Genomic DNA, 19,365 nt, shown 5'->3' on the forward strand with positions numbered 1-19,365 from the left:
TCTGACGCCTCGATCACATCGCGGCGGACTTAAGATTCTCTTCCAACACACGTACCAGCGTAGCCTGACTCTCGTTGACGCCAGCTTCAACCACTTTGACCCGGCACACTTTACCGACCATATCCATGGTTCCGTCAAAGACCAGTTGAATGTAGTTGTCGCTATAACCGTGCAGCTTGCCACTTCCCTCGCGGCCCTTGGCTTCACCTTCGGGAATAACATCCAGTACCTGTCCAACAAACTGCTTAGCGTACTCCAGCTGCATCTGCTCGGACAAATCAATCAGTTCATGCACACGTGCATTTTTGACTTCTTCGTCCACCTGATCTTCCATCCGTGCTGCTGGTGTACCCGTACGCTTGGAATAAGGGAATACGTGCATTTCGGAAAAACCGATCTTACGCATCAACTCATAGCCATTACGGTACATCTCATCCGTCTCACCTGGAAATCCAACAATGATGTCTGTTGTAATCGCTACATCCGGCATTGCTTCCCGAATGCGAAGCATTTTGTTGTAAAACTCTTCTGTCGTATACTTACGGCGCATACGTTTCAACACCGTATCATCACCCGCTTGCAGCGGAATATGGAAGTGACGAACAAGTTTGTCCGAACGTTTGATCACGTCGAGCATGCGGTCATCGATCTGACTGGCTTCAATCGAGCTGATTCGAATACGCTCCAAACCTTCTACCTTATCCAAATCCCACAGCAGGTCGGTCAGATCATAGTTTTCCATGTCATCGCCATACCCGCCTGTATGAATACCGGTCAGAACAATCTCCTTGTATCCGGCGTGTACGAGTTGATGGGCCTGTTGAATAATGCTGTTCGCTTCCCGACTACGTGAGAGACCACGAGACCACGGAATGATGCAGAACGTGCAAAAGTTATTGCATCCATCCTGAATTTTCAGGAAAGCGCGGGTACGATCAGCAAAATCAGGTACATCCATTTCTTCAAACACACGAGTTTTCATAATATTACGTACCGCGTTAACGGGTTGACGGGACTCCTGAATTTCATTAACATATGGCAAAATCTTGTCACGGTCCTGTGTACCGATAACCAGATCCACCCCTGGGATGTCCAGAATCTCTGCCGGAGAAGTCTGCGCGTAGCAGCCTGTAACGGCCACAATCGCCTCCGGGTTGCGCCGAATGGCACGACGAATAATTTGACGGCTCTTTTTGTCGCCGGTATTGGTTACTGTACAAGTATTAATCAAGTATACATCCGCTGTCTGTTCATCAAAGTCCACTTGATCGTAACCTTCGTTTTTGAACAATTGCCAAATCGCCTCTGTATCATAGAAATTAACTTTGCAGCCTAAGGTGTAAAACGCCACGGATGGCATAATTACATTCCTCCCATTTCTCCGGATTCATATAACACGCAAGTTAGTGCTGCCATTCCAGCTGTCTCAGCACGCAAAATGCGTTTGCCCAGTCCAACAGATACAGCACCTGCCTGATCAGCCTCTGCCGTCTCCTTCTCAGAAAATCCACCTTCCGGTCCAACCACGATCAAAACTTCTGCACTTGCATCAGGTGCAAGCTGCTCTACAAACGGTTTCAGTGCATCTCTCAGCTGTTTACCGTTTTCTTTCTCATAACAATAACATACCAGGCTATAGCCCTCAAAAGAAGATAACAGCCCTTTCCAGGAAAGCGGCTGCTCGACAGATGGAATACGATTCCGGTGACTCTGTTCGGCAGCTTCCTTGGCAATTTTCCGCCACCGCTCCAACCGTTTGCCTTCTTTCTTGGCATCATATTGCACAATCGTACGTTCTGACAGGAAGGGTACAAATGAAACCGCCCCAATCTCAGTACATCTCTGGATGACTGTTTCCATCTTGTCGCCCTTGGGCAAACTCTGTGCCACGGTTACACGAATCCGTGCTTCATGGTCCATCTCGAGAGGTTCGACAATATTGGCTGTCACTTGGCCAACTTCAATAGTCTCAATTTCCACGAGTGCTTCTCTGGAGTTTCCGTCACTGACAATCAGTTTATCTCCAGGTTTACCACGCATGACCTTGCCGATATGGCGTGCATCATCACCTGTGATGATCACAGCGTGTTCATTAAACTGTTCTGCAGATACAAAATATCGCTGCATTAGTCAATCCACCCATTCTGTCCTGTTATGACTGAAATTCACCCCGCCTAATGACAGGCGTGAATCCAATCGCCACAGATGATCATACAACTTTTACGTGTTTCTGACCAGTATATCAGCCCAAAACACGATACGCTTTTAGCGATATAATTCAATAACCAGCTTTGCCAGATCCACATACATCGTTTGCGCAAACTCATACAAAGGTTGAATCGTCACATTTTGCAACGGAGGTATAACAAGAATCAATAAGAAGATAAAAATGGACCATTGCTCCACCCCTTGCAGCTTGCGGCTGATTGAAGGTGGCACTACATCTTCCAGAATCCGATAACCATCCAGTGGGGGCAACGGAATCAAGTTAAACAGGAACAGGAAAAAGTTGGTTAAGTTAAAGATAGCGAAAAACGTTGTGATTGCTGTCAGCAACCGCTCATTATCAATGCCGCCGAGTGCTCCCGAACCAACCAGTGAAGCATAGATGATTGTACCAATGATCGCGAGCAACAGATTGCTCAGAGGCCCTGCTGCGGATACGATGATGCCCATCAATCTAGGCTTGTCGAAGTTAGCACGATTAACCGGAACTGGACGTGCCCAACCAAAGCCGGCAATAATGAGCAACAGCACACCAAATAAGTCAAAGTGTACAACCGGATTCAGCGTGACCCGACCCAACAGCTTGGCTGTCGGATCACCGAATTTGTTGGCAAAATACGCATGCGAGAATTCATGCACCGTAAATGCGATCAGGATGGTCAGCAGGAAAAACGGAAGCTGATCGATCGGATAACGAAAGAACGAATTCCAAAAGTCCATACGTTACCCCTTTCTGGCTACAAACGCCAGCCAATCCTCATCACGATGGATCGCACTCACTTCAAACCCGGAGGCTACCAGTGCATCATGTACAACCTGCTCTTTGTTCTTCCAAATTCCGGATACAATATAGGTCCCACCAGACTCAAGCGCATTATAGACATCGTCTACGAACAACAAAATGATTTCAGCCAGAATGTTCGCCACGACAACCTTAACCGGTAGTTGTACACCAAGTGCAGGGTCCTGACTCCCGAGGACAGACAACAGATCACTCTCTTTAACTGTAATTTGTTGCTCCAGCCCATTCAGTTCCACATTCTCCCTAGCACTGATTACCGCAACCGGATCAAGATCAAGCGCCAGTACATGTTTTGCGCCAAGTTTTATCGCTCCAATAGCCAAAATACCAGAACCTGTACCTACGTCAATAACTTCCTCGCCGCCCTGAACAACCGTTTCCAGTGTACGCAAGCAGAGGGAGGTCGTTGGATGTGTTCCTGTACCAAAAGCCATGCCTGGGTCAAGCTCAATAATTTTCTCATCCGGACTTTCTGGCGTATACTCTTCCCACGTTGGCTTGATCGTCAGACGTTCCGATACACGTACCGGCTTGAAATATTGTTTCCAGGCTGTTGCCCAGTCATTTTCATCCACTGTACGCTTCTCATAACGAACCTCACCTGTATCAATTCCGAATTCAGAGAGTTCCTCGATTCTCGGATTAACTTCTGACTGTAGTGCATCCATGTCCGTACCTTCGGAGAAGTACCCTTTGATTACCGCAAAGCCTTCCGGAATATCATTCAAAGGAACGTCGTATAACTCACCATATGTCGTGTCCCGTTTTTTATTTAAAGTACCGGACTCTTCAATTGAAACCCCTCCAGCACCCGCTTCATGTAAAAAATTCGAAATCATCTCCACAGCTTCTTCTGTGGTATGTATTGTTAGTTCATGCCATAACATACTTGGTTTTTCCTCCTCATTTTTCAAACATCCCAACTATTGTACTACACAAGCTAGCCGGAGCACAAAGCCGCACCAGTAAAAGAAAAACAAAACAGGATATCCGCAGCCTGACTGCTCGAATATCCTGTCATCTATTCATACATATCTGTTTCATTTACTTCAGCATTTTGTATAATTCGAATCTCACTTAGCAAAAACGCCCACCATTCTGCGTGATCATCTCAGCGGCTTGCGGGAGCGAATCGTTGGATACGGACACGGTCAGCAAAATTTCTTGTTTTAGCCTGTTTGCCGAATCCTCTTCGGGTGTATCATACACCTGACCATTGGACAGCATTTCCGTTTCATCACTAATCAGGGCAAGTACATTCAGTTCTCCACTAAATCCTCCAACGACGGCTGTAGGGGAATTATCGAAGCCCTTAACATCGTTTGAATCCAATGCAGACGCTTCATTGCCAAGGCTCTCGATACTCAATTGGTTTGGGTGCAACAATTCCAGGGCTCTTCGTGCAGACTCGGCCTCAGTCCAGCTTGTAAAAACAGCTTCGAGTATCACTGCCGAGCGATCTTCAGTCATGAAGCTCCCGTCCCTGACGTCGATCAGCCGCTTCACTGCGGCGTAGTGCTTCGATATCTTCATGATCCGCAGCTTCAGCGCTGAATTCCACGTCCTCATTTTTCGCGGATTGCATACGTTTCATCTTTTCCGTTTTGGTTAAAATCTTGCCTGGACGTTCATGTTCTGCCATTGTAATGCTCCTCCTTCAAATTGTATAAGTTCAACTAAATCGTATTTACACTGACACTCCGATGACAGAACAACCTTCCGATCGCTGTTATCCCCAGATTTTTTTTAATTCCCTTCTTCCAAAGGGAAAATCCGGGGATAGCGTATGCTTCCGAAGTAGCTTTCTTGCGAAAGCTTTTAGGCGAACGCTTCGCTTCTTCAGGTTTTTTCTGTCCTCTCCGTTATTGTGTAAATGTTTAGATTGAATCTTATATTGTTGATCTAAATATATATTTCTTGAAACTAGATCATTCCACCGGCTTGTTCGATTATAGACATAGCGCGGTGATGTACCGATTCATCTACGATGACCGTTAGTAATACATCCCTTCCCGTAGGTCCACCCTGTCCACCATCACTCATGCCGCTTGCAGAAGGGTCCGCCGCAGCCATGATTCCAGCACTGGCATTTGTTTGCATCGAATCGGGCACCCATGATGAAAAACTGCCGGAAACGCCCGGCTTGTAGGAAGCCCCGCTTGGTCCTACACCCGCATATCGGCTGAATCGATTAATTGACAGGTCCTCCACTCGCAATGCCTCCAGTTTTTTGGCTGCCCCTTGAGCCTGTTCCGGGCTGTGAAAGTACGCCAAAATATTTTTCTCGGTCATCCGCTTCACCTGCTTCCCTAATTTCTCGCATATCAGCTATGCATATCATTCTCGCCATGCTATCTTTCCGCAAGTTCGCTCAGAATATACCGAAATGCTCCCACAAATTGCTGTCGTTCTTTATAGAATAAATCCATGGATTTTGCCAAAATCACTGAAACACTAAAAAAAGGCGTACAAAAAAGGACACCCTACGGTAAAAACCGCTGTGGTGTCCTTTTGGACTTGCTATATATTATTCTCAGTCGCCGCGGAAGGCACGTTTCACTCTATCAAAGAAAGATTGTTCATGCTCATGTGTTTGCTCTCCATCCAGCGCAGCGATTTGGCGAAGCAGATCTTTCTGCTCGTCATTCAGCTTACTAGGTGTAACCACAACCACTTTCACATGTTGATCCCCTTGCCCCATACCGCGCAGGCGTGGTACGCCTTTGCCTTTGAGTCGGAAATACGTTCCCGTTTGTGTACCAGCTGGTACTTTCAACTTCACTTTCTCGGTCAGCGTTGGGATTTCAACTTCATCTCCCAGAGCTGCCTGAGCAAAGGTAAGTGGGATTTCGCAATAAATATCGTCACCTTCACGCTCGAAGAAATCATGTGATTTCACACGAATGACAATATACAGATCTCCCGCTGGTCCGCCACGCAGACCTCCCTCGCCCTCACCTGTCATACGCAGTTGCGCGCCGTCATCTACACCCGCTGGAATGCGAACATGGATTTTGCGTTGCTTGCGGACTTTACCGCTACCACTGCACGTTGTACATTTTTCTTTGATAATTTGGCCCGAACCACTACAGTTCGAACATGCACGACGATTAACCATACGACCAAACGGTGTATTTTGCACGACTTCCTGCTGACCGCTACCTTGGCAGACCGAGCAAGTTTCCGGTTTCGTTCCAGGTTTGGCACCTGAGCCATGACAGGTATCACAGCCTTCGGTACGCGGAATCGTAATATCGGTTTCTTTACCAAATACAGCTTCCTTGAACTCAATCGTCATCGTATACTGCAGGTCATTCCCACGTTGCGGAGCATTGGGATCACGTCGTCCACCGCCACCGCCGCCAAAGAACATGTCGAAGATGTCGCCAAATCCGCCGCCGCCAAAATCACCGCCACCACCGAATCCACCTTGATTCGGATCGACATGACCATATTGATCATATTGTGCACGCTTCTGACCGTCACTCACTACGTCGTAAGCTTCTTTAACTTCTTTAAATTTAGCTTCCGCATCAGCAGCCTTGTTTACGTCAGGGTGATACTGACGGGCAAGCTTACGGTAAGCCTTTTTAATTTCATCGTCGTTAGCCGTTTTACTAACGCCAAGCACCTCATAATAATCACGCTTTTCAGCCACTCTTCCACCCCCATATCATTCACCATATCGCACATCGTGACAAAAGGAAAGCCAAAGCGCGGGAGCCCCGGCTATGACTTTCCCTCTAATTCGAACGTCACCGATGTTTAATTCGCGTAGAACTACGAATTAGTTTTGTTTTTTATCTTCATCCACAACTTCGTAATCAGCGTCTACGACGTTATCACGTTTAGCGGAACCTTGTTGCTCTTCAGCACCTTGTGCTTCTTGGTCTTGCGCCTGAGCTTGCTCATACAGTTTCACGGACAGTTGTTGAACGATCTCTGTCAGTTCTTCTGTAGCAGCTTTGATCTCTTCCAGGTTGTCGGAAGCCAGAACACCTTGCAGTTTTTCTTTGGCAGCATTCGCTTTTTCAACTTCGCCAGCATCTGCTTTTTCGCCAAGATCTTTGATCGTTTTGTCAACAGAGTAGATCAATTGATCTGCACTGTTTTTCGCTTCAACGAGTTCTCTGCGCTTTTTATCTTCTTCAGCGTGCAACTCAGCATCTTTCATCATTTGCTCAACTTCAGCATCGCTCAAACCGCTGGAAGAAGTGATTGTGATTTTTTGAGTTTTGTTAGTACCTTTATCTGTTGCAGATACGTTAACGATACCGTTGGCATCAATATCGAAGCTAACTTCGATCTGTGGAACGCCACGTGGAGCTGGTGGAATATCACCCAACATGAAACGTCCAAGCGATTTGTTACCTGCTGCCATCTCACGCTCACCTTGCAGAACATGAATCTCAACGCTTGGTTGATTGTCTGCATAAGTGGAGAATACTTGAGATTTGCTTGTAGGGATCGTTGTGTTACGCTCGATCATTTTAGTGAATACGCCACCTGCTGTTTCGATACCCAGGGACAGTGGAGTTACGTCAAGCAATACAACGTCTTTCACGTCACCTGTCAATACGCCCGCTTGTACAGCAGCACCCAAAGCTACAACTTCATCCGGGTTAACACCTTTGTGAGGCTCTTTACCAGTCAGTTTTTTGATTGCTTCTTGGACTGCAGGAATACGTGTGGAACCACCAACCAATACGATCTTGTCGATATCGTTAGCCGTCATACCCGCATCACTCAATGCACGACGAGTTGGTTCAAGCGTACGCTCAACCAGACCTGCAGAGATTTCTTCAAATTTCGCACGGCTCAGGTTCAACTCCAAATGCTGAGGAACGCCATCAGCAACCGTGATGAACGGCAAGGAGATCGTTGTAGTCAATACGCCGGAAAGTTCTTTTTTCGCTTTTTCCGCTGCATCTTTCAAACGTTGAACCGCTGCTTTATCTTTACTCAAGTCAATGCCTTGATCTTTTTTGAATTCACTTACGAGATAATCAATGATTACTTGGTCGAAGTCATCCCCGCCCAGTTGGTTGTCCCCGCTCGTTGCTTTAACTTCGAAGAAGCCGTCACCCAGTTCAAGAATGGATACGTCGAACGTACCGCCACCCAGGTCATATACGAGAATCGTTTGGTCTTCGGATTTCTCCATACCGTATGCCAAAGCTGCTGCTGTAGGCTCGTTGACGATACGCAGAACTTCCAAACCTGCAATTTTACCCGCATCTTTAGTCGCTTGACGCTGACTGTCATTGAAGTAAGCTGGTACAGTGATAACTGCTTGAGTTACCGTTTGACCCAGATAAGCTTCAGCATCAGTTTTCAATTTTTGCAGGATGATTGCAGAGATCTCTTGTGCAGAGTAGTCTTTGCCATCAATTGTTTCCTTGTGGGAAGTACCCATGTGACGTTTGATCGACATGATGGTACGATCCGGATTGGTGATCGCTTGACGTTTTGCAGTTTCACCAACAACGCGCTCTCCATCTTTTTTGAAACCAACTACGGATGGAGTTGTACGTGCGCCCTCCGGATTTGGAATTACGACAGCCTCGCCGCCTTCCATTACTGCTACGCATGAGTTTGTTGTTCCTAAGTCAATACCAATTACTTTGCTCATCCGAAAATTTCCTCCCTCAACAATTTAAAATGAATGGGTCTGATCTGACCCTTATTTAGATGTTCATGTTGCTAATCGTGCTCTATGTGTACAAACCTTTATATTAAACTTCGCCCACATTGTTCAACTATGGAGCCGACCCATTCCTTCCTATAAGGAAATTATGAGCTGACTTTAACCATAGCTGGACGAAGCACTTTATCTTTCAGCATGTAGCCTTTTTGGACTTCCTCAACAACGATACCTTCTTCGTACTCGTCGCTCTCCACTTGCATAATAGCTTGGTGGAATTCAGGATTGAACGGTTGTCCTACCGATTCCATTGCCGTCAGACCTTCGTTATTCATCACGGTTTCCAATTGACGGAAAATCATTTGGATGCCCTTGGAGAAAGATTCGACCTCTGCTCCTTCCGGTACAGTAGCCATGGCACGCTCGAAGTTATCAATAACCGGTACCAGTTCGGTGACCAGCTTCATCGAAGCATATTTAGCCAATTCTTCTTTTTCCTTCTGAGTACGACGACGGAAGTTATCAAAATCAGCCTGTGCACGGACATAACGTTGCTGTTGCTCCTCAGCTTCTGCCTTCAGACGTGCAAGCTCATCCTGCTCCTGACCAGCCATCTCTTCAGCTTGTGCTTCTGCAGCGCCAGCTTCATTAATAGGCTCCTGCTCAGCTGCTGTTACCTCTTGTTCTTCTGTAAATGATTGCTCCTCTTTCAAGATGTTCACCTCCTTATACGAATGAAATGGTTCATTCCCGAATCTTATTTGAAACGATGTGTCAGCATCGCCGTCAAGTCACGGGATAGTGTATTTAGAATATGAATGACACGTGCATAATCCATCCGCGTGGGTCCTAGAATACCGATCGAACCCAATGCCTCACCGTCCAATGAATAGGAGGCTGTAATCAGGCTGCAGTTGGCAAAGGCTTCATGATCATTCTCAGTGCCGATTCGCACTTGAATACCAGATCCACCCGGCACGGGCATCATCAATTTCATGAGTGTTGGTGTCTCTTCCAGCAGGTCAAGAATATCTTTTACCTTTTCGATATCTTTAAACTCCGGTTGAGTCAACATATTGGTGGCACCACTGAGGAACAGACGATTATCATGTTCGTTGTCAAAGGCACTGTTCAGCACCTGCATAACTTCCTCGTAACGTGTAATATGCCGTTCCATCTCTTGCCCGAGTTCAGTATAGAGACGGGATTTCAATTTGTAAATTGGCACACCAACCAGCTTGGTGTTCAACAGTCGAACCACTTTCTCCATCTCGGCTACCGAGATTTCTGGAGGAATCTGGACCGTCTTGTTCTCCACCTGACCGGTATTGGTCACAATGATTGCCACAGCTTCACTTTCGTTCAACGGAAGCAATTGGAAGTGACGTAGGGACGTATGGAATACTTCCGGTCCAAGCAGGATCGAAGTATAATTCGTCATATGTGACAAAATATTGGATGCATGCTGAATAACTTGCTCCATGACGTTCAACTTTTCAGCGAAGAACGACTTCAGATCATCCAACTCCTGAGGCTCCACCTGATTCCAGGGAACCAAATGATCGACATAATATCGATAGCCTTTATGGGATGGAATGCGTCCAGCCGATGTATGCGGCTGTTCCAGAAAGCCCATATCTTCGAGGTCCGCCATTTCATTACGGATCGTCGCCGGACTGTATCCAACATCTCCCCTTTTGGAAATGCTCCGGGACCCTACGGGCTCAGCTGAACGGATATAGTCATCCACTATAGCGTTCAGAATCATTCGTTGACGCTCTGTTAACATGGTGAGTATTCCCTCCTTCTGACTGTACTGTCCCATGTCGTTAGCACTCCGGTTAGATGAGTGCTAAGCGGTAATACAAAAATACCAAACTGACGTGAACATTGTCAAGTGAGTTTGATGAGTGGGCTCATCTATTTATAGTATAGACCAATGTCGACGAGTCCTAACAACTTTATTGAACATACTTTGAAGTAAAAAAGGACTGCATGTAGGGCAGAGGCTGACTCGGCTCAATTCATGCAGTCCATTAGTTGTTAGGCTGAAACGTTAAGCTCTTTTAATACCGCGATCTCATCGCAACAATCCTGCTTGCTGCAATGAACACAGTCGGTCCATACTTTCTCGGGGAAAATCTCTTTTTCCACCACGGCAAAGCCGTTTTTGAGGAAGAAGGATACTTCATATGTCAACGCCATAATCTTAGGAATCTGTTGTTTCTCCGCTTCTTCTACCAGTCGGTCCAGCAATCGGGAGCCAATTCCGAGCCCTTTGTGTCCTTCCGAGATACCGAGTGATCTGACTTCCACCAAATCATTCCCCAGACGACAAAGCGATCCGCAACCCACCACTTCACCATCAACTTCGGCTACAACAAAGTGCTCCAGCTGTCGGTGCAGTATTTCCCGTGATCGCGGAAGCATGATCCCACGCTCTGCATAGCCCTTAATCATTTCATACAGTGGTTCAACATCTTCCGGCACGGCTTTTCTGCATATTACCGACATCCTGCTCTCCTCCTATTACCAAGCTTTCCAGAGGAAAGCTGACTTCGTAGTTGTTAAATTAACACGCTCTGTAAAATCAATATGAATAAATATACAACAGAGCGTATAGAATTTCAAGCTATGAATTCAGCGATATGGACCCGATAAACTCCGCAAAAACGTCATTTCCGAACAGGATACCCTGCTCGCTCAGTCGGAAGCCGTCTGCCGTCCGCTCAAGCAGCCCTGCGTTCAACATTTTGCCCAAAGGCTTCGCAAACACTTCTTCCATGGACTCTCCGAACTGTTCGCTAAAACGTGAGGCCGAAGCCCCCTCCAGCATTCTTAGTCCAACCATCAGATAATCTTCCATGGCCTCAGGGCGAGCAATCTCAAAATGATCCAGACGAGGCAGTCCTGCACGCGAAGCTTCAACATAAGGATTTATACCTTTAATATTCATATGCCGTTCGCGGCCTACATATCCATGCGCACCTGCACCCAGACCATAGTAGTCCTCATTACGCCAGTAGGTAATATTGTGACGACTCTCAAAGCCCGGCTTGGCAAAGTTACTGATCTCGTATTGTCCATAACCTGCTTCTTTCATACGTCTCATTAATAGAAGATACATCTCCAGCTCGTCATCTTCATGAGGAAGTGGCAACTGGTTCTTCTGATACAGTGTATGGAAAAGTGTATTCTCTTCCACTTTCAGGCTGTAGATGGAGTAATGCGGCAGATCCAGTTCCAGCGCTTTGTCGATACTCTCATTTAACATCTCTACGGTCTGGTTCGGCAAACCAAACATCAGGTCAATGGACAGGTTATTCAATCCTGCTTTACGAGCATTCTCCAAACTGCGATATACATCATCCGTATTATGAATACGGCCAATGCCTGTCAGCAGATCATTCTGAAAAGCCTGTACGCCAAAGCTGACACGGTTGACGCCGCCCTCTTTCATTGCAGCGAGCTTCTCCGCATCCGTGGTTCCCGGGTTGGCTTCCATCGAAAATTCAATATCGTCCGCCCAATTTGGGAAATACGTCTTCACGGAACGAAGAAATACTGCCATCTCATCCGGTTTCAGAGCTGTTGGCGTACCCCCACCTACAAATATGGTCTTGATCTCACCCGGTGGATTGGCCTTAACTGTATGTTCCATCTCCCGTTCCAGCGCTTCGAGATATTGCATCACGGGCTGATCTTTCAGAACGTAGGAGTTAAAGTCGCAATAAAAACATTTATTCGTGCAAAAGGGAATGTGAAGATACACCGCTTGGGGCGCACCTGTCTTCCGGCTGTGTGCTGCCAATGTCATGGCAAGTCCCCCTCTATTTGAAAAAAGGAAAGCCATCCGGCTTCCCTTTCAGCTTAGTTATTTAATATTCTGTGTTGTAACCATGTTTGCAAGCAAACGTCCTACAATTCAATTTCGATACACACAATCTGTGTTGTACCCGAAACAAAATATCGTTTATCCTTTCATACACAAATTATTGATGTACCAAAAGGATTCACGTGACGTTTGCAAGCAAACGTCCTAGTCATCAATTTTCAGTACCGCCATGAATGCCTCTTGTGGCACCTCAACGTTACCAACTTGCTTCATCCGCTTCTTACCTTCCTTCTGCTTCTCAAGCAGTTTCCGTTTCCGCGAGATGTCACCACCATAACACTTGGCAAGTACGTTTTTACGCATGGCTTTTACTGTTTCACGAGCAACGACCTTGGTGCCCACAGATGCCTGAATTGGCACCTCGAACATTTGCCGTGGAATCAGCTCGCGCAGTTTCTCACAGACAATGCGTCCGCGGTTATAGGCACGGTCACGGTGAACGATGAAGGACAGAGCATCCACCTGTTCGCCATTGAGTACAATATCCATTTTTGCCAGATTGGACTGACGGTAACCGGACAACTCATAATCCAGGGATGCATATCCTTTGGTACCGGATTTCAACTGGTCGAAGAAGTCATATACAATCTCGGACAACGGAATCTCATAGGTAATGGTAACCCGGGTTGTGTCCAAATATTCCATATTTACATATTCACCGCGTTTATTCTGACACAACTCCATAATGGTACCTACATAATCATTTGGTACGATAATATCTGCCTTGACGTACGGTTCCTCGACGTAATCAATCCGTCCCACCTCAGGATAGTTGGATGGGTTGTCGATTTTCATCACTTCACCATTGGTTAAGGTGACGTGATAGATTACACTTGGTGCCGTTGTGATCAACGGAATGTTAAACTCCCGCTCGATCCGCTCCTGGATAACGTCCATGTGAAGCAGTCCAAGGAATCCGCAACGGAATCCAAAACCGAGTGCACTGGATGTTTCCGGTTCAAAGCTCAGAGACGCATCGTTCAACTGCAATTTCTCCAACGCTTCACGCAGATCAACATAGTCCGATGTTTCGATCGGATAGAGACCACAATACACCATTGGGTTAATTTTACGATAACCCGGCAAAGGTTCCGGTGTTGGATTTTTGGCATCCGTTACCGTATCCCCGACTTGTGTATCGCCAACATGCCGGATACCTGCAACGATAAATCCAACATCCCCCACGTTCAGCTCGTCCACGATGGTCATACGAGGTTTGAACGCTCCAACTTCAATGACTTCAAATGATTTACCTGTTGCCATCATTTTGATTTTGGAACCGGATTTGATTTTGCCATCAACAACACGTACATATACGATTACACCTTTGTACGGGTCATAGTGCGAGTCAAAAATCAGCGCTTTCAAAGGCTGGTCAGGATCACCAGTCGGTGCCGGAACACTTTGCACCACTTGCTCCAAAATTTCTTTGATTCCGATTCCTGATTTGGCCGAAGCCAAAACCGCATTACTTGTGTCCAAACCAATAACATCTTCCACTTCCTGCTTCACCCGTTCAGGATCAGCGCTTGGAAGGTCAATTTTGTTGATAACCGGTAAAATTTCAAGGTTGTTATCCAATGCCAGATACACGTTGGCAAGTGTTTGGGCTTCAATTCCCTGAGCCGCATCCACAACCAGCAGAGCACCTTCACATGCAGCAAGACTGCGTGATACTTCATATGTGAAGTCTACGTGTCCCGGTGTATCAATCAGATTTAATAAATACTCTTCACCGTCATCCGCTTTGTAAGTCAAGGCTACTGCTTGTAGCTTGATCGTTATTCCACGTTCGCGTTCAAGGTCCATTTTATCCAGAACTTGTTCCTGCATTTCACGTGAAGTGAGCGCACCTGTGTGCTCCAAGATCCGGTCCGCAAGTGTTGATTTGCCGTGATCTATATGTGCAATAATAGAAAAGTTACGTATTTTACGTTGTCTTGCCCGAATGTCAGTCATTCCTTACCCCCAGAAACAGCCTAGTGTCAATCACTTCATTATAACAGTTGAAGCACAGTGCATCAATCCCGTGATGTCTCAACTTTATAATAAAGTGTTATCATGCACTCCCAGAGGTTATATTGTACCTTAAAATTATGGTATTTTATTCAGCAACGCCGCTAAAAAGAGAGACCACCCACTTGATTCCACTATGTGAGAGATTTTGCAATAGTCCAGCCGTTTTGTCTGCCAACACATCAACCGGAGCCTTATTTTGATCTGCCCCAAGCACTTGGCTTGGTGACTGAACAGGTACAAATGGTGGTTCTTTAATTTCCTTTTGGACAGGTGCAGTCGGAACAGATTCGGTCACCGATGAAGTTGGCTCTGTTGTCACAACGGTTGACGTGCCTCCCGATGGATTGCCCATATGAAAGTTGCTGCCAGCCAGCTGCATTCCAAACAGAACACCCAGCAACATTAATACAGCGATGGATAACAGTCTTTTACCGAATCTGGACATGTGCATTGCCTCCTGTCACTCTCTACTATTTTTCCTTCTTACATGTATGGTTCCTATCCACCCTGCGACGAGGTTTCCGCACTAGCTTTGTCCACCTTCTGATCTTCCCAATACACTTGGGCAATCATGTCTGCTAGAATCTTCGATGTCCGTTGGAGCTCAGCTCCTGTGTTGTCGATGCCACCAATCTCGATCAAAATGCTGTTAGGTGAAAGGGTTTGGTTATACTCTCCATTGTTGGCTCCTCCACCATCTTTGCCCCACACACCACGGGATACCCCAGGATACTTGGCTTCCAGTTTCTTATGAATTTTCGCTGCAAAGGCTTCATTCTGCCGCCAATTTGGATTTTCATGTCCAATAATGAAATACACTTTGGCGTAGCCCAAGTCATTAATAGTGGTTGTTGTTTTGCCGTGACGCTGTGAATCGCGATGAATGTCTATGAGATATGTCAGATCATCATTTTGAGCGAGTGCCGCTTTTACCGTTTGACGGGAGTATTTATAGGAATAGTTCCAGTTATAATCCTTTACTTTAGTGGGATAATCATCCTTGGCGTGTTCTACGCCGATTCCCAGCTTCTCCAGACTGTCTGAGAGGTAGGTCCCCACTTGAAATACATTGCCTGTTGATTTGCCTGATGATGGATTATCACTTTTCGTACCTAATAGTGGATTGTAGCCTTCACGTGGATGGGAATGATAGATAAGAATTGACTTTTTGCCTGTTGTTGGAGAGCCTGAATTGTCTTTCTCACCATTCTTCGCTGGGGGATCTTCCTTACCTTCTCCATCTCCAGGCTCACTCGACTCAGGCGGATCCGTATTGTCCTGGCCTGGTGGAACATGCAGTTCACTACCGGGTTTCCCTCCACCTGCGGAAGCCGTATCCGTAAGACCGGGACCGGGTTGATAATCTTCAGGAGCCTCGGCTTTTTCGTTACCAGATCCAGGACGGAGCAGAACAGGTTGGTTGGAACCCATGCCCGGCATTTCTCTCGCAATCAGGCTCTTGGGGTCTTGAGGATTTACATTCGTTAGTAATTGGAAAACAAATGAGGTGAGATTTTCACCGGATATGGCAGAGGTCTGTTCCTTCTGGGTGAGATGAGGCATCTCCATACCGAGCATATCAACAAAAAAGCGGCTTGATACGGCACTCGCAAATCCTTTCATGGAAGAAACGGGTGAATTATTCAAGCGTTTCTCTGCCATGCCCCCCAGACCCAGTACAACAAAAAACAAGGCAGATATGATCATAAGCAACAACAACGTACGGCCCATGGCCAGCACGTGCAGACATCTTTTTTTCCACTTTCCAATATTCCAGGCCAATATCTTGTTCATTCTGCTGTCTCCTTCCCTGCTGGACAACTCTTATACTTCAACTCTATGAGCCGGCCCAATTTGATAGAACAGGAAAATGAAAGATTCCAGAAACAAAAAAAGAAAGTCCGATAGATTCGGACCTTCTTCTCAGCAGTTTTAAGTTTTAATGTGTATAGGCGGCTACGTTATCCGGATTCACTGCATCGTGGAGTGCAGCGTTAAGTCCTGTAGCGATAACATTGGCAATTCCCTCAATAAACTCATCGATTTCCTTTGGGGTAACTATGAGGTCATGACCCAGTGGCTCAAGTACCTCTTTCACCAGACTCAAGCGATCTTGCTCACCGATGTCGTCCAGCATACCCATGATCTGTTTGGTCTGATCCGTTTCCTGGCGAAAGTGTGAACGCATCATCTCAATCACATTGTTCACAATAGTGGACGCATAACATACGGTTGGTACTCCGATGGCGATGCAAGGCACACCTAATATTTCACGAGTCAGGCCACGCCGTTTGTTTCCAATACCGGATCCCGGATGAATACCAATGTCCGCTACCTGAATCGTTGTATTTACACGCTCCAAGGAACGGGAGGCCAGCGCATCAATCGCAATAATCGCATCTGGCTTGGTCCGGTCTACAATCCCCTGTACAATGTCACTGGATTCAATGCCCGTTGTTCCTAACACGCCAGGAGCAATTGCGCTGACTTCCCGATACCCTGGCGCAACCTGATCTGGCACCAATTCGAAATACTGACGGGTCACCATCAGATTTTCCACAACAAGTGGACCGAGTGAATCCGGGGTGACATTCAAGTTGCCCAGGCCCACAATCAAGACCTTGGATGTTTTGTTGATTCCGGCCTTAATCATAAATTCTTCCATTTCACGTGTGAACTCGGCGGCAACTCGCTCCTGTAACTCCGTATCACCATTCCGTAGTGAAGGCACCTCCAAAGTGACATAGTGACCTTTCACCCGTCCAATGGCCTTGGCTGCTTCTTCATTCAGGACATCAATACGTGTAATCGTAATGCCCTCTTTTTTTTCTACATCTTCCCTTAATCCGGGAATCGTCTGTTTCTGTCCACCCTGCGCCATTTCCTTGGAGTCGATCGCCAAATCGGTACGAACTGTATAGTTTTGCAAATCCAGTGTCATTCTGTCCCTGCCTCCCTTACCGCATTTGAGCATATTGTGTGGGAAAAAGGGTTTCTTTATACAGCATGTCGAACATCGTAGGAATATCTGTTGCATTTTACATGCTAGCGTGATAGAATATTTTAAGTTGTGAAACGTTTGTATTCATGCAAATGCCTTACAGGAGGTGAATGTAATGCCAAACATCAAATCCGCTGTTAAACGCGTAAAAACGAGCGACAAGCGCCGCGCACTCAACGCTTCCCAGAAGTCTGCACTCCGTACAGCTGTTAAAGCTGCTGATGCTGCTCTGGTAAGTAACGAAGTTGATACTGCAAAAGCTGCGATTCAAGCTGCTTCCAAAAAGCTGGACAAGGCTGTAACTAAAGGTCTGGTTCATAAAAATGCTGCAGCACGCAAAAAGTCTCGCTTGGCGAAAAAACTGAACGCTCTTTCCGCACAAGCGTAAGAAGCGTTACTTATACGATCCAATGGAAAAATCCTGAACAGCATAGGCTTTCAGGATTTTTTAGTATCTGATTCGATAAGTATAAGACACAAACAAAAGCGACCTTTATTCCGATGATTAAACGATCATGGAGCAAAGGTCGCTTTGTTTGTTATTCACACTAGTAATCTATTACGTTTACGTGTCCATTCAGGCACCAAGTCTCAATAAGAACAGCTCCAGACCAAGCACTTTATCCACCGCTCCTGTTTTCATCTGGTAATCCAGTTCGCTGAGGTGACTCAAAATCATTCTCAGACGTTCCGGCTGAAATTTACGAGCTTGTTCACCCGCAATCTTAACAGCATACGGATGCAGACCAAGCTGACTGGCAATCTGCTGCTGGGAGTAACTTTGTTGGCCCAACTCTTTCACCTGGATCATGATCCGAAACTGACGTGCGATTAAAGCCGCAATTTTAATCGGTTCTTCCCGCTGCTTCAGCAACTCATAGAAAAGAGCCAACGCTTTCTCCAGTCGCAAATTAGCGAGTTCTTCGACCAGCGAGAATACATTCTGCTCTGTACTACGGGCAACCAGTGACTCGATATCAGCACGCTTGATTGTCCCCCCATTACCCGCAAACAAACATAACTTGTCTACTTCAGCAGACAGGGTCTGAAGACCTGTTCCTGCATAGCTGATCAACGTTTCCGCCGCTCCCGTCTCCAAGGAAACATCCCGCTGCTTCGCCAGTTTCACTATCCAATTCAATAACTCATCTCCACTGAGCGGAGCAAAAGCAAGAACTACTGCCTGTTTCTTGACAGCCTTCACCAGTTTCTTACGCTCATCCAGCTTATCCCCTTGGGCCAGGAAAACAATCGTACTGTAATCTGCCGGATTTTCCATATATGTAAGCAGACGATCAACCTGATGTTCAATCTTGGATTCTTTACCTGCGGTGAACAGGCTCGCGTCCCTTACAATAATTAATTTGCGAGGAACGAGAAAAGGTACAGTCTCTGCTTCTTCAATAACGACCTCCACAGCCGTTTCAGACAAATCATATGGAATAATCGCAAAATCACGATGTTCTTCTTCAATAACCTGTTCTTTTAACATATCCGTAAATTGCTGTATCTGGTACTTCTCCGTTCCGTACAGCACATAGATCGGTGCCGTTTCTCCATTAGGTATTGCCTTTGTTGCACTTTTTACATCCATTCACGGCGCCTCCTTATCCCTCTTATCCTACCAGAAAAAACGCAAGACAACAAAGGGACCTTACATCCAGTTATGGATGAAGGTCCCCTGTCCTACATCTATATAAACGCAGACACCAGCAGTTCTAGAAAAAGCCGGTGCGCGGTCATACGACGTCAGTTGTTTGAACTGAGATAGGACGTTT

19 protein-coding genes are annotated in these 19,365 nt (G+C 46.3%); 1 reads left to right on the plus strand and 18 read right to left on the minus strand.

What is annotated here, in order from left to right:
- Positions 1–13: 13 nt before the first annotated feature.
- The 17 genes from mtaB to gpr all read right to left on the minus strand — a co-directional run bounded on the left by mtaB (position 14) and on the right by gpr (position 17,527).
- On the minus strand, positions 14–1,360 hold the full coding sequence (gene mtaB / locus QNO02_RS21205) for a tRNA (N(6)-L-threonylcarbamoyladenosine(37)-C(2))-methylthiotransferase MtaB (protein WP_289389895.1): 1,347 nt from the start codon (positions 1,358–1,360) through the stop codon (positions 14–16).
- 2 nt (positions 1,361–1,362) lie between these two features.
- Positions 1,363–2,127, minus strand: coding sequence for an RsmE family RNA methyltransferase (locus QNO02_RS21210; RefSeq protein WP_192133644.1), 765 nt, complete (start codon positions 2,125–2,127; stop codon positions 1,363–1,365).
- Positions 2,128–2,265: 138 nt separating this feature from the next.
- Entirely contained in the window at positions 2,266–2,946 is a 681-nt protein-coding gene (locus QNO02_RS21215; protein ID WP_074095894.1) for a site-2 protease family protein, read from the minus strand.
- A gap of 3 nt (positions 2,947–2,949) precedes the next feature.
- Positions 2,950–3,915, minus strand: a complete 966-nt coding sequence (prmA, locus tag QNO02_RS21220; protein ID WP_289389896.1) for a 50S ribosomal protein L11 methyltransferase — start codon at positions 3,913–3,915, stop codon at positions 2,950–2,952.
- Positions 3,916–4,105: 190 nt separating this feature from the next.
- Entirely contained in the window at positions 4,106–4,498 is a 393-nt protein-coding gene (locus QNO02_RS21225) for a hypothetical protein (protein ID WP_133385570.1), read from the minus strand.
- Complete coding sequence (locus tag QNO02_RS21230; RefSeq protein ID WP_017687220.1) at positions 4,491–4,670, minus strand: YfhD family protein; 180 nt, start codon at positions 4,668–4,670, stop codon at positions 4,491–4,493. Before QNO02_RS21230 ends, QNO02_RS21225 begins: the two co-directional genes overlap by 8 nt.
- Positions 4,671–4,951: 281 nt before the next feature.
- On the minus strand, positions 4,952–5,320 hold the full coding sequence (locus QNO02_RS21235) for a hypothetical protein (protein ID WP_017687219.1): 369 nt from the start codon (positions 5,318–5,320) through the stop codon (positions 4,952–4,954).
- Positions 5,321–5,561: 241 nt separating this feature from the next.
- Positions 5,562–6,686: a molecular chaperone DnaJ gene (gene dnaJ / locus QNO02_RS21240; RefSeq protein WP_062835521.1), complete on the minus strand. Its 1,125-nt coding sequence runs from the start codon at positions 6,684–6,686 to the stop codon at positions 5,562–5,564.
- 129 nt (positions 6,687–6,815) lie between these two features.
- Positions 6,816–8,660: a molecular chaperone DnaK gene (gene dnaK / locus QNO02_RS21245; RefSeq protein WP_289389897.1), complete on the minus strand. Its 1,845-nt coding sequence runs from the start codon at positions 8,658–8,660 to the stop codon at positions 6,816–6,818.
- A gap of 161 nt (positions 8,661–8,821) precedes the next feature.
- On the minus strand, positions 8,822–9,394 hold the full coding sequence (gene grpE / locus QNO02_RS21250; RefSeq protein ID WP_133385571.1) for a nucleotide exchange factor GrpE: 573 nt from the start codon (positions 9,392–9,394) through the stop codon (positions 8,822–8,824).
- 35 nt (positions 9,395–9,429) lie between these two features.
- Positions 9,430–10,461, minus strand: a complete 1,032-nt coding sequence (gene hrcA / locus QNO02_RS21255) for a heat-inducible transcriptional repressor HrcA (protein ID WP_076211670.1) — start codon at positions 10,459–10,461, stop codon at positions 9,430–9,432.
- A 254-nt stretch (positions 10,462–10,715) separates the two neighbouring features.
- Positions 10,716–11,186, minus strand: a complete 471-nt coding sequence (locus QNO02_RS21260; RefSeq protein ID WP_091028370.1) for an N-acetyltransferase — start codon at positions 11,184–11,186, stop codon at positions 10,716–10,718.
- Positions 11,187–11,304: 118 nt separating this feature from the next.
- Positions 11,305–12,489 carry a radical SAM family heme chaperone HemW gene (gene hemW / locus QNO02_RS21265; RefSeq protein WP_036668565.1) on the minus strand — a complete coding sequence of 395 codons (1,185 nt, stop codon included), beginning with the start codon at positions 12,487–12,489 and terminating at the stop codon, positions 11,305–11,307.
- 222 nt (positions 12,490–12,711) lie between these two features.
- Positions 12,712–14,526: a translation elongation factor 4 gene (gene lepA, locus QNO02_RS21270; RefSeq protein WP_076332291.1), complete on the minus strand. Its 1,815-nt coding sequence runs from the start codon at positions 14,524–14,526 to the stop codon at positions 12,712–12,714.
- A gap of 145 nt (positions 14,527–14,671) precedes the next feature.
- Positions 14,672–15,031 (minus strand): hypothetical protein, encoded by a 360-nt coding sequence (locus tag QNO02_RS21275; protein ID WP_076211674.1) that lies wholly within the window; start codon positions 15,029–15,031, stop codon positions 14,672–14,674.
- 53 nt (positions 15,032–15,084) lie between these two features.
- Complete coding sequence (locus tag QNO02_RS21280) at positions 15,085–16,380, minus strand: stage II sporulation protein P (RefSeq protein ID WP_289389898.1); 1,296 nt, start codon at positions 16,378–16,380, stop codon at positions 15,085–15,087.
- Positions 16,381–16,525: 145 nt separating this feature from the next.
- On the minus strand, positions 16,526–17,527 hold the full coding sequence (gpr, locus tag QNO02_RS21285; RefSeq protein ID WP_289389899.1) for a GPR endopeptidase: 1,002 nt from the start codon (positions 17,525–17,527) through the stop codon (positions 16,526–16,528).
- A gap of 175 nt (positions 17,528–17,702) precedes the next feature.
- Here gpr and rpsT point away from each other — a divergent pair, with 175 nt between their 5' ends.
- Positions 17,703–17,975, plus strand: coding sequence for a 30S ribosomal protein S20 (rpsT, locus tag QNO02_RS21290; RefSeq protein ID WP_024628504.1), 273 nt, complete (start codon positions 17,703–17,705; stop codon positions 17,973–17,975).
- 189 nt (positions 17,976–18,164) lie between these two features.
- Here the strand turns inward: rpsT and holA are convergent, their stop codons facing one another.
- A complete protein-coding gene (gene holA / locus QNO02_RS21295) occupies positions 18,165–19,181 on the minus strand; it encodes a DNA polymerase III subunit delta (RefSeq protein WP_289389900.1) in 1,017 nt (338 codons plus the stop codon).
- Positions 19,182–19,365: the final 184 nt, after the last annotated feature.

The organism is Paenibacillus sp. PK1-4R, from assembly GCF_030369595.1.
Taxonomy (GTDB): Bacteria; Bacillota; Bacilli; order Paenibacillales; family Paenibacillaceae; genus Paenibacillus.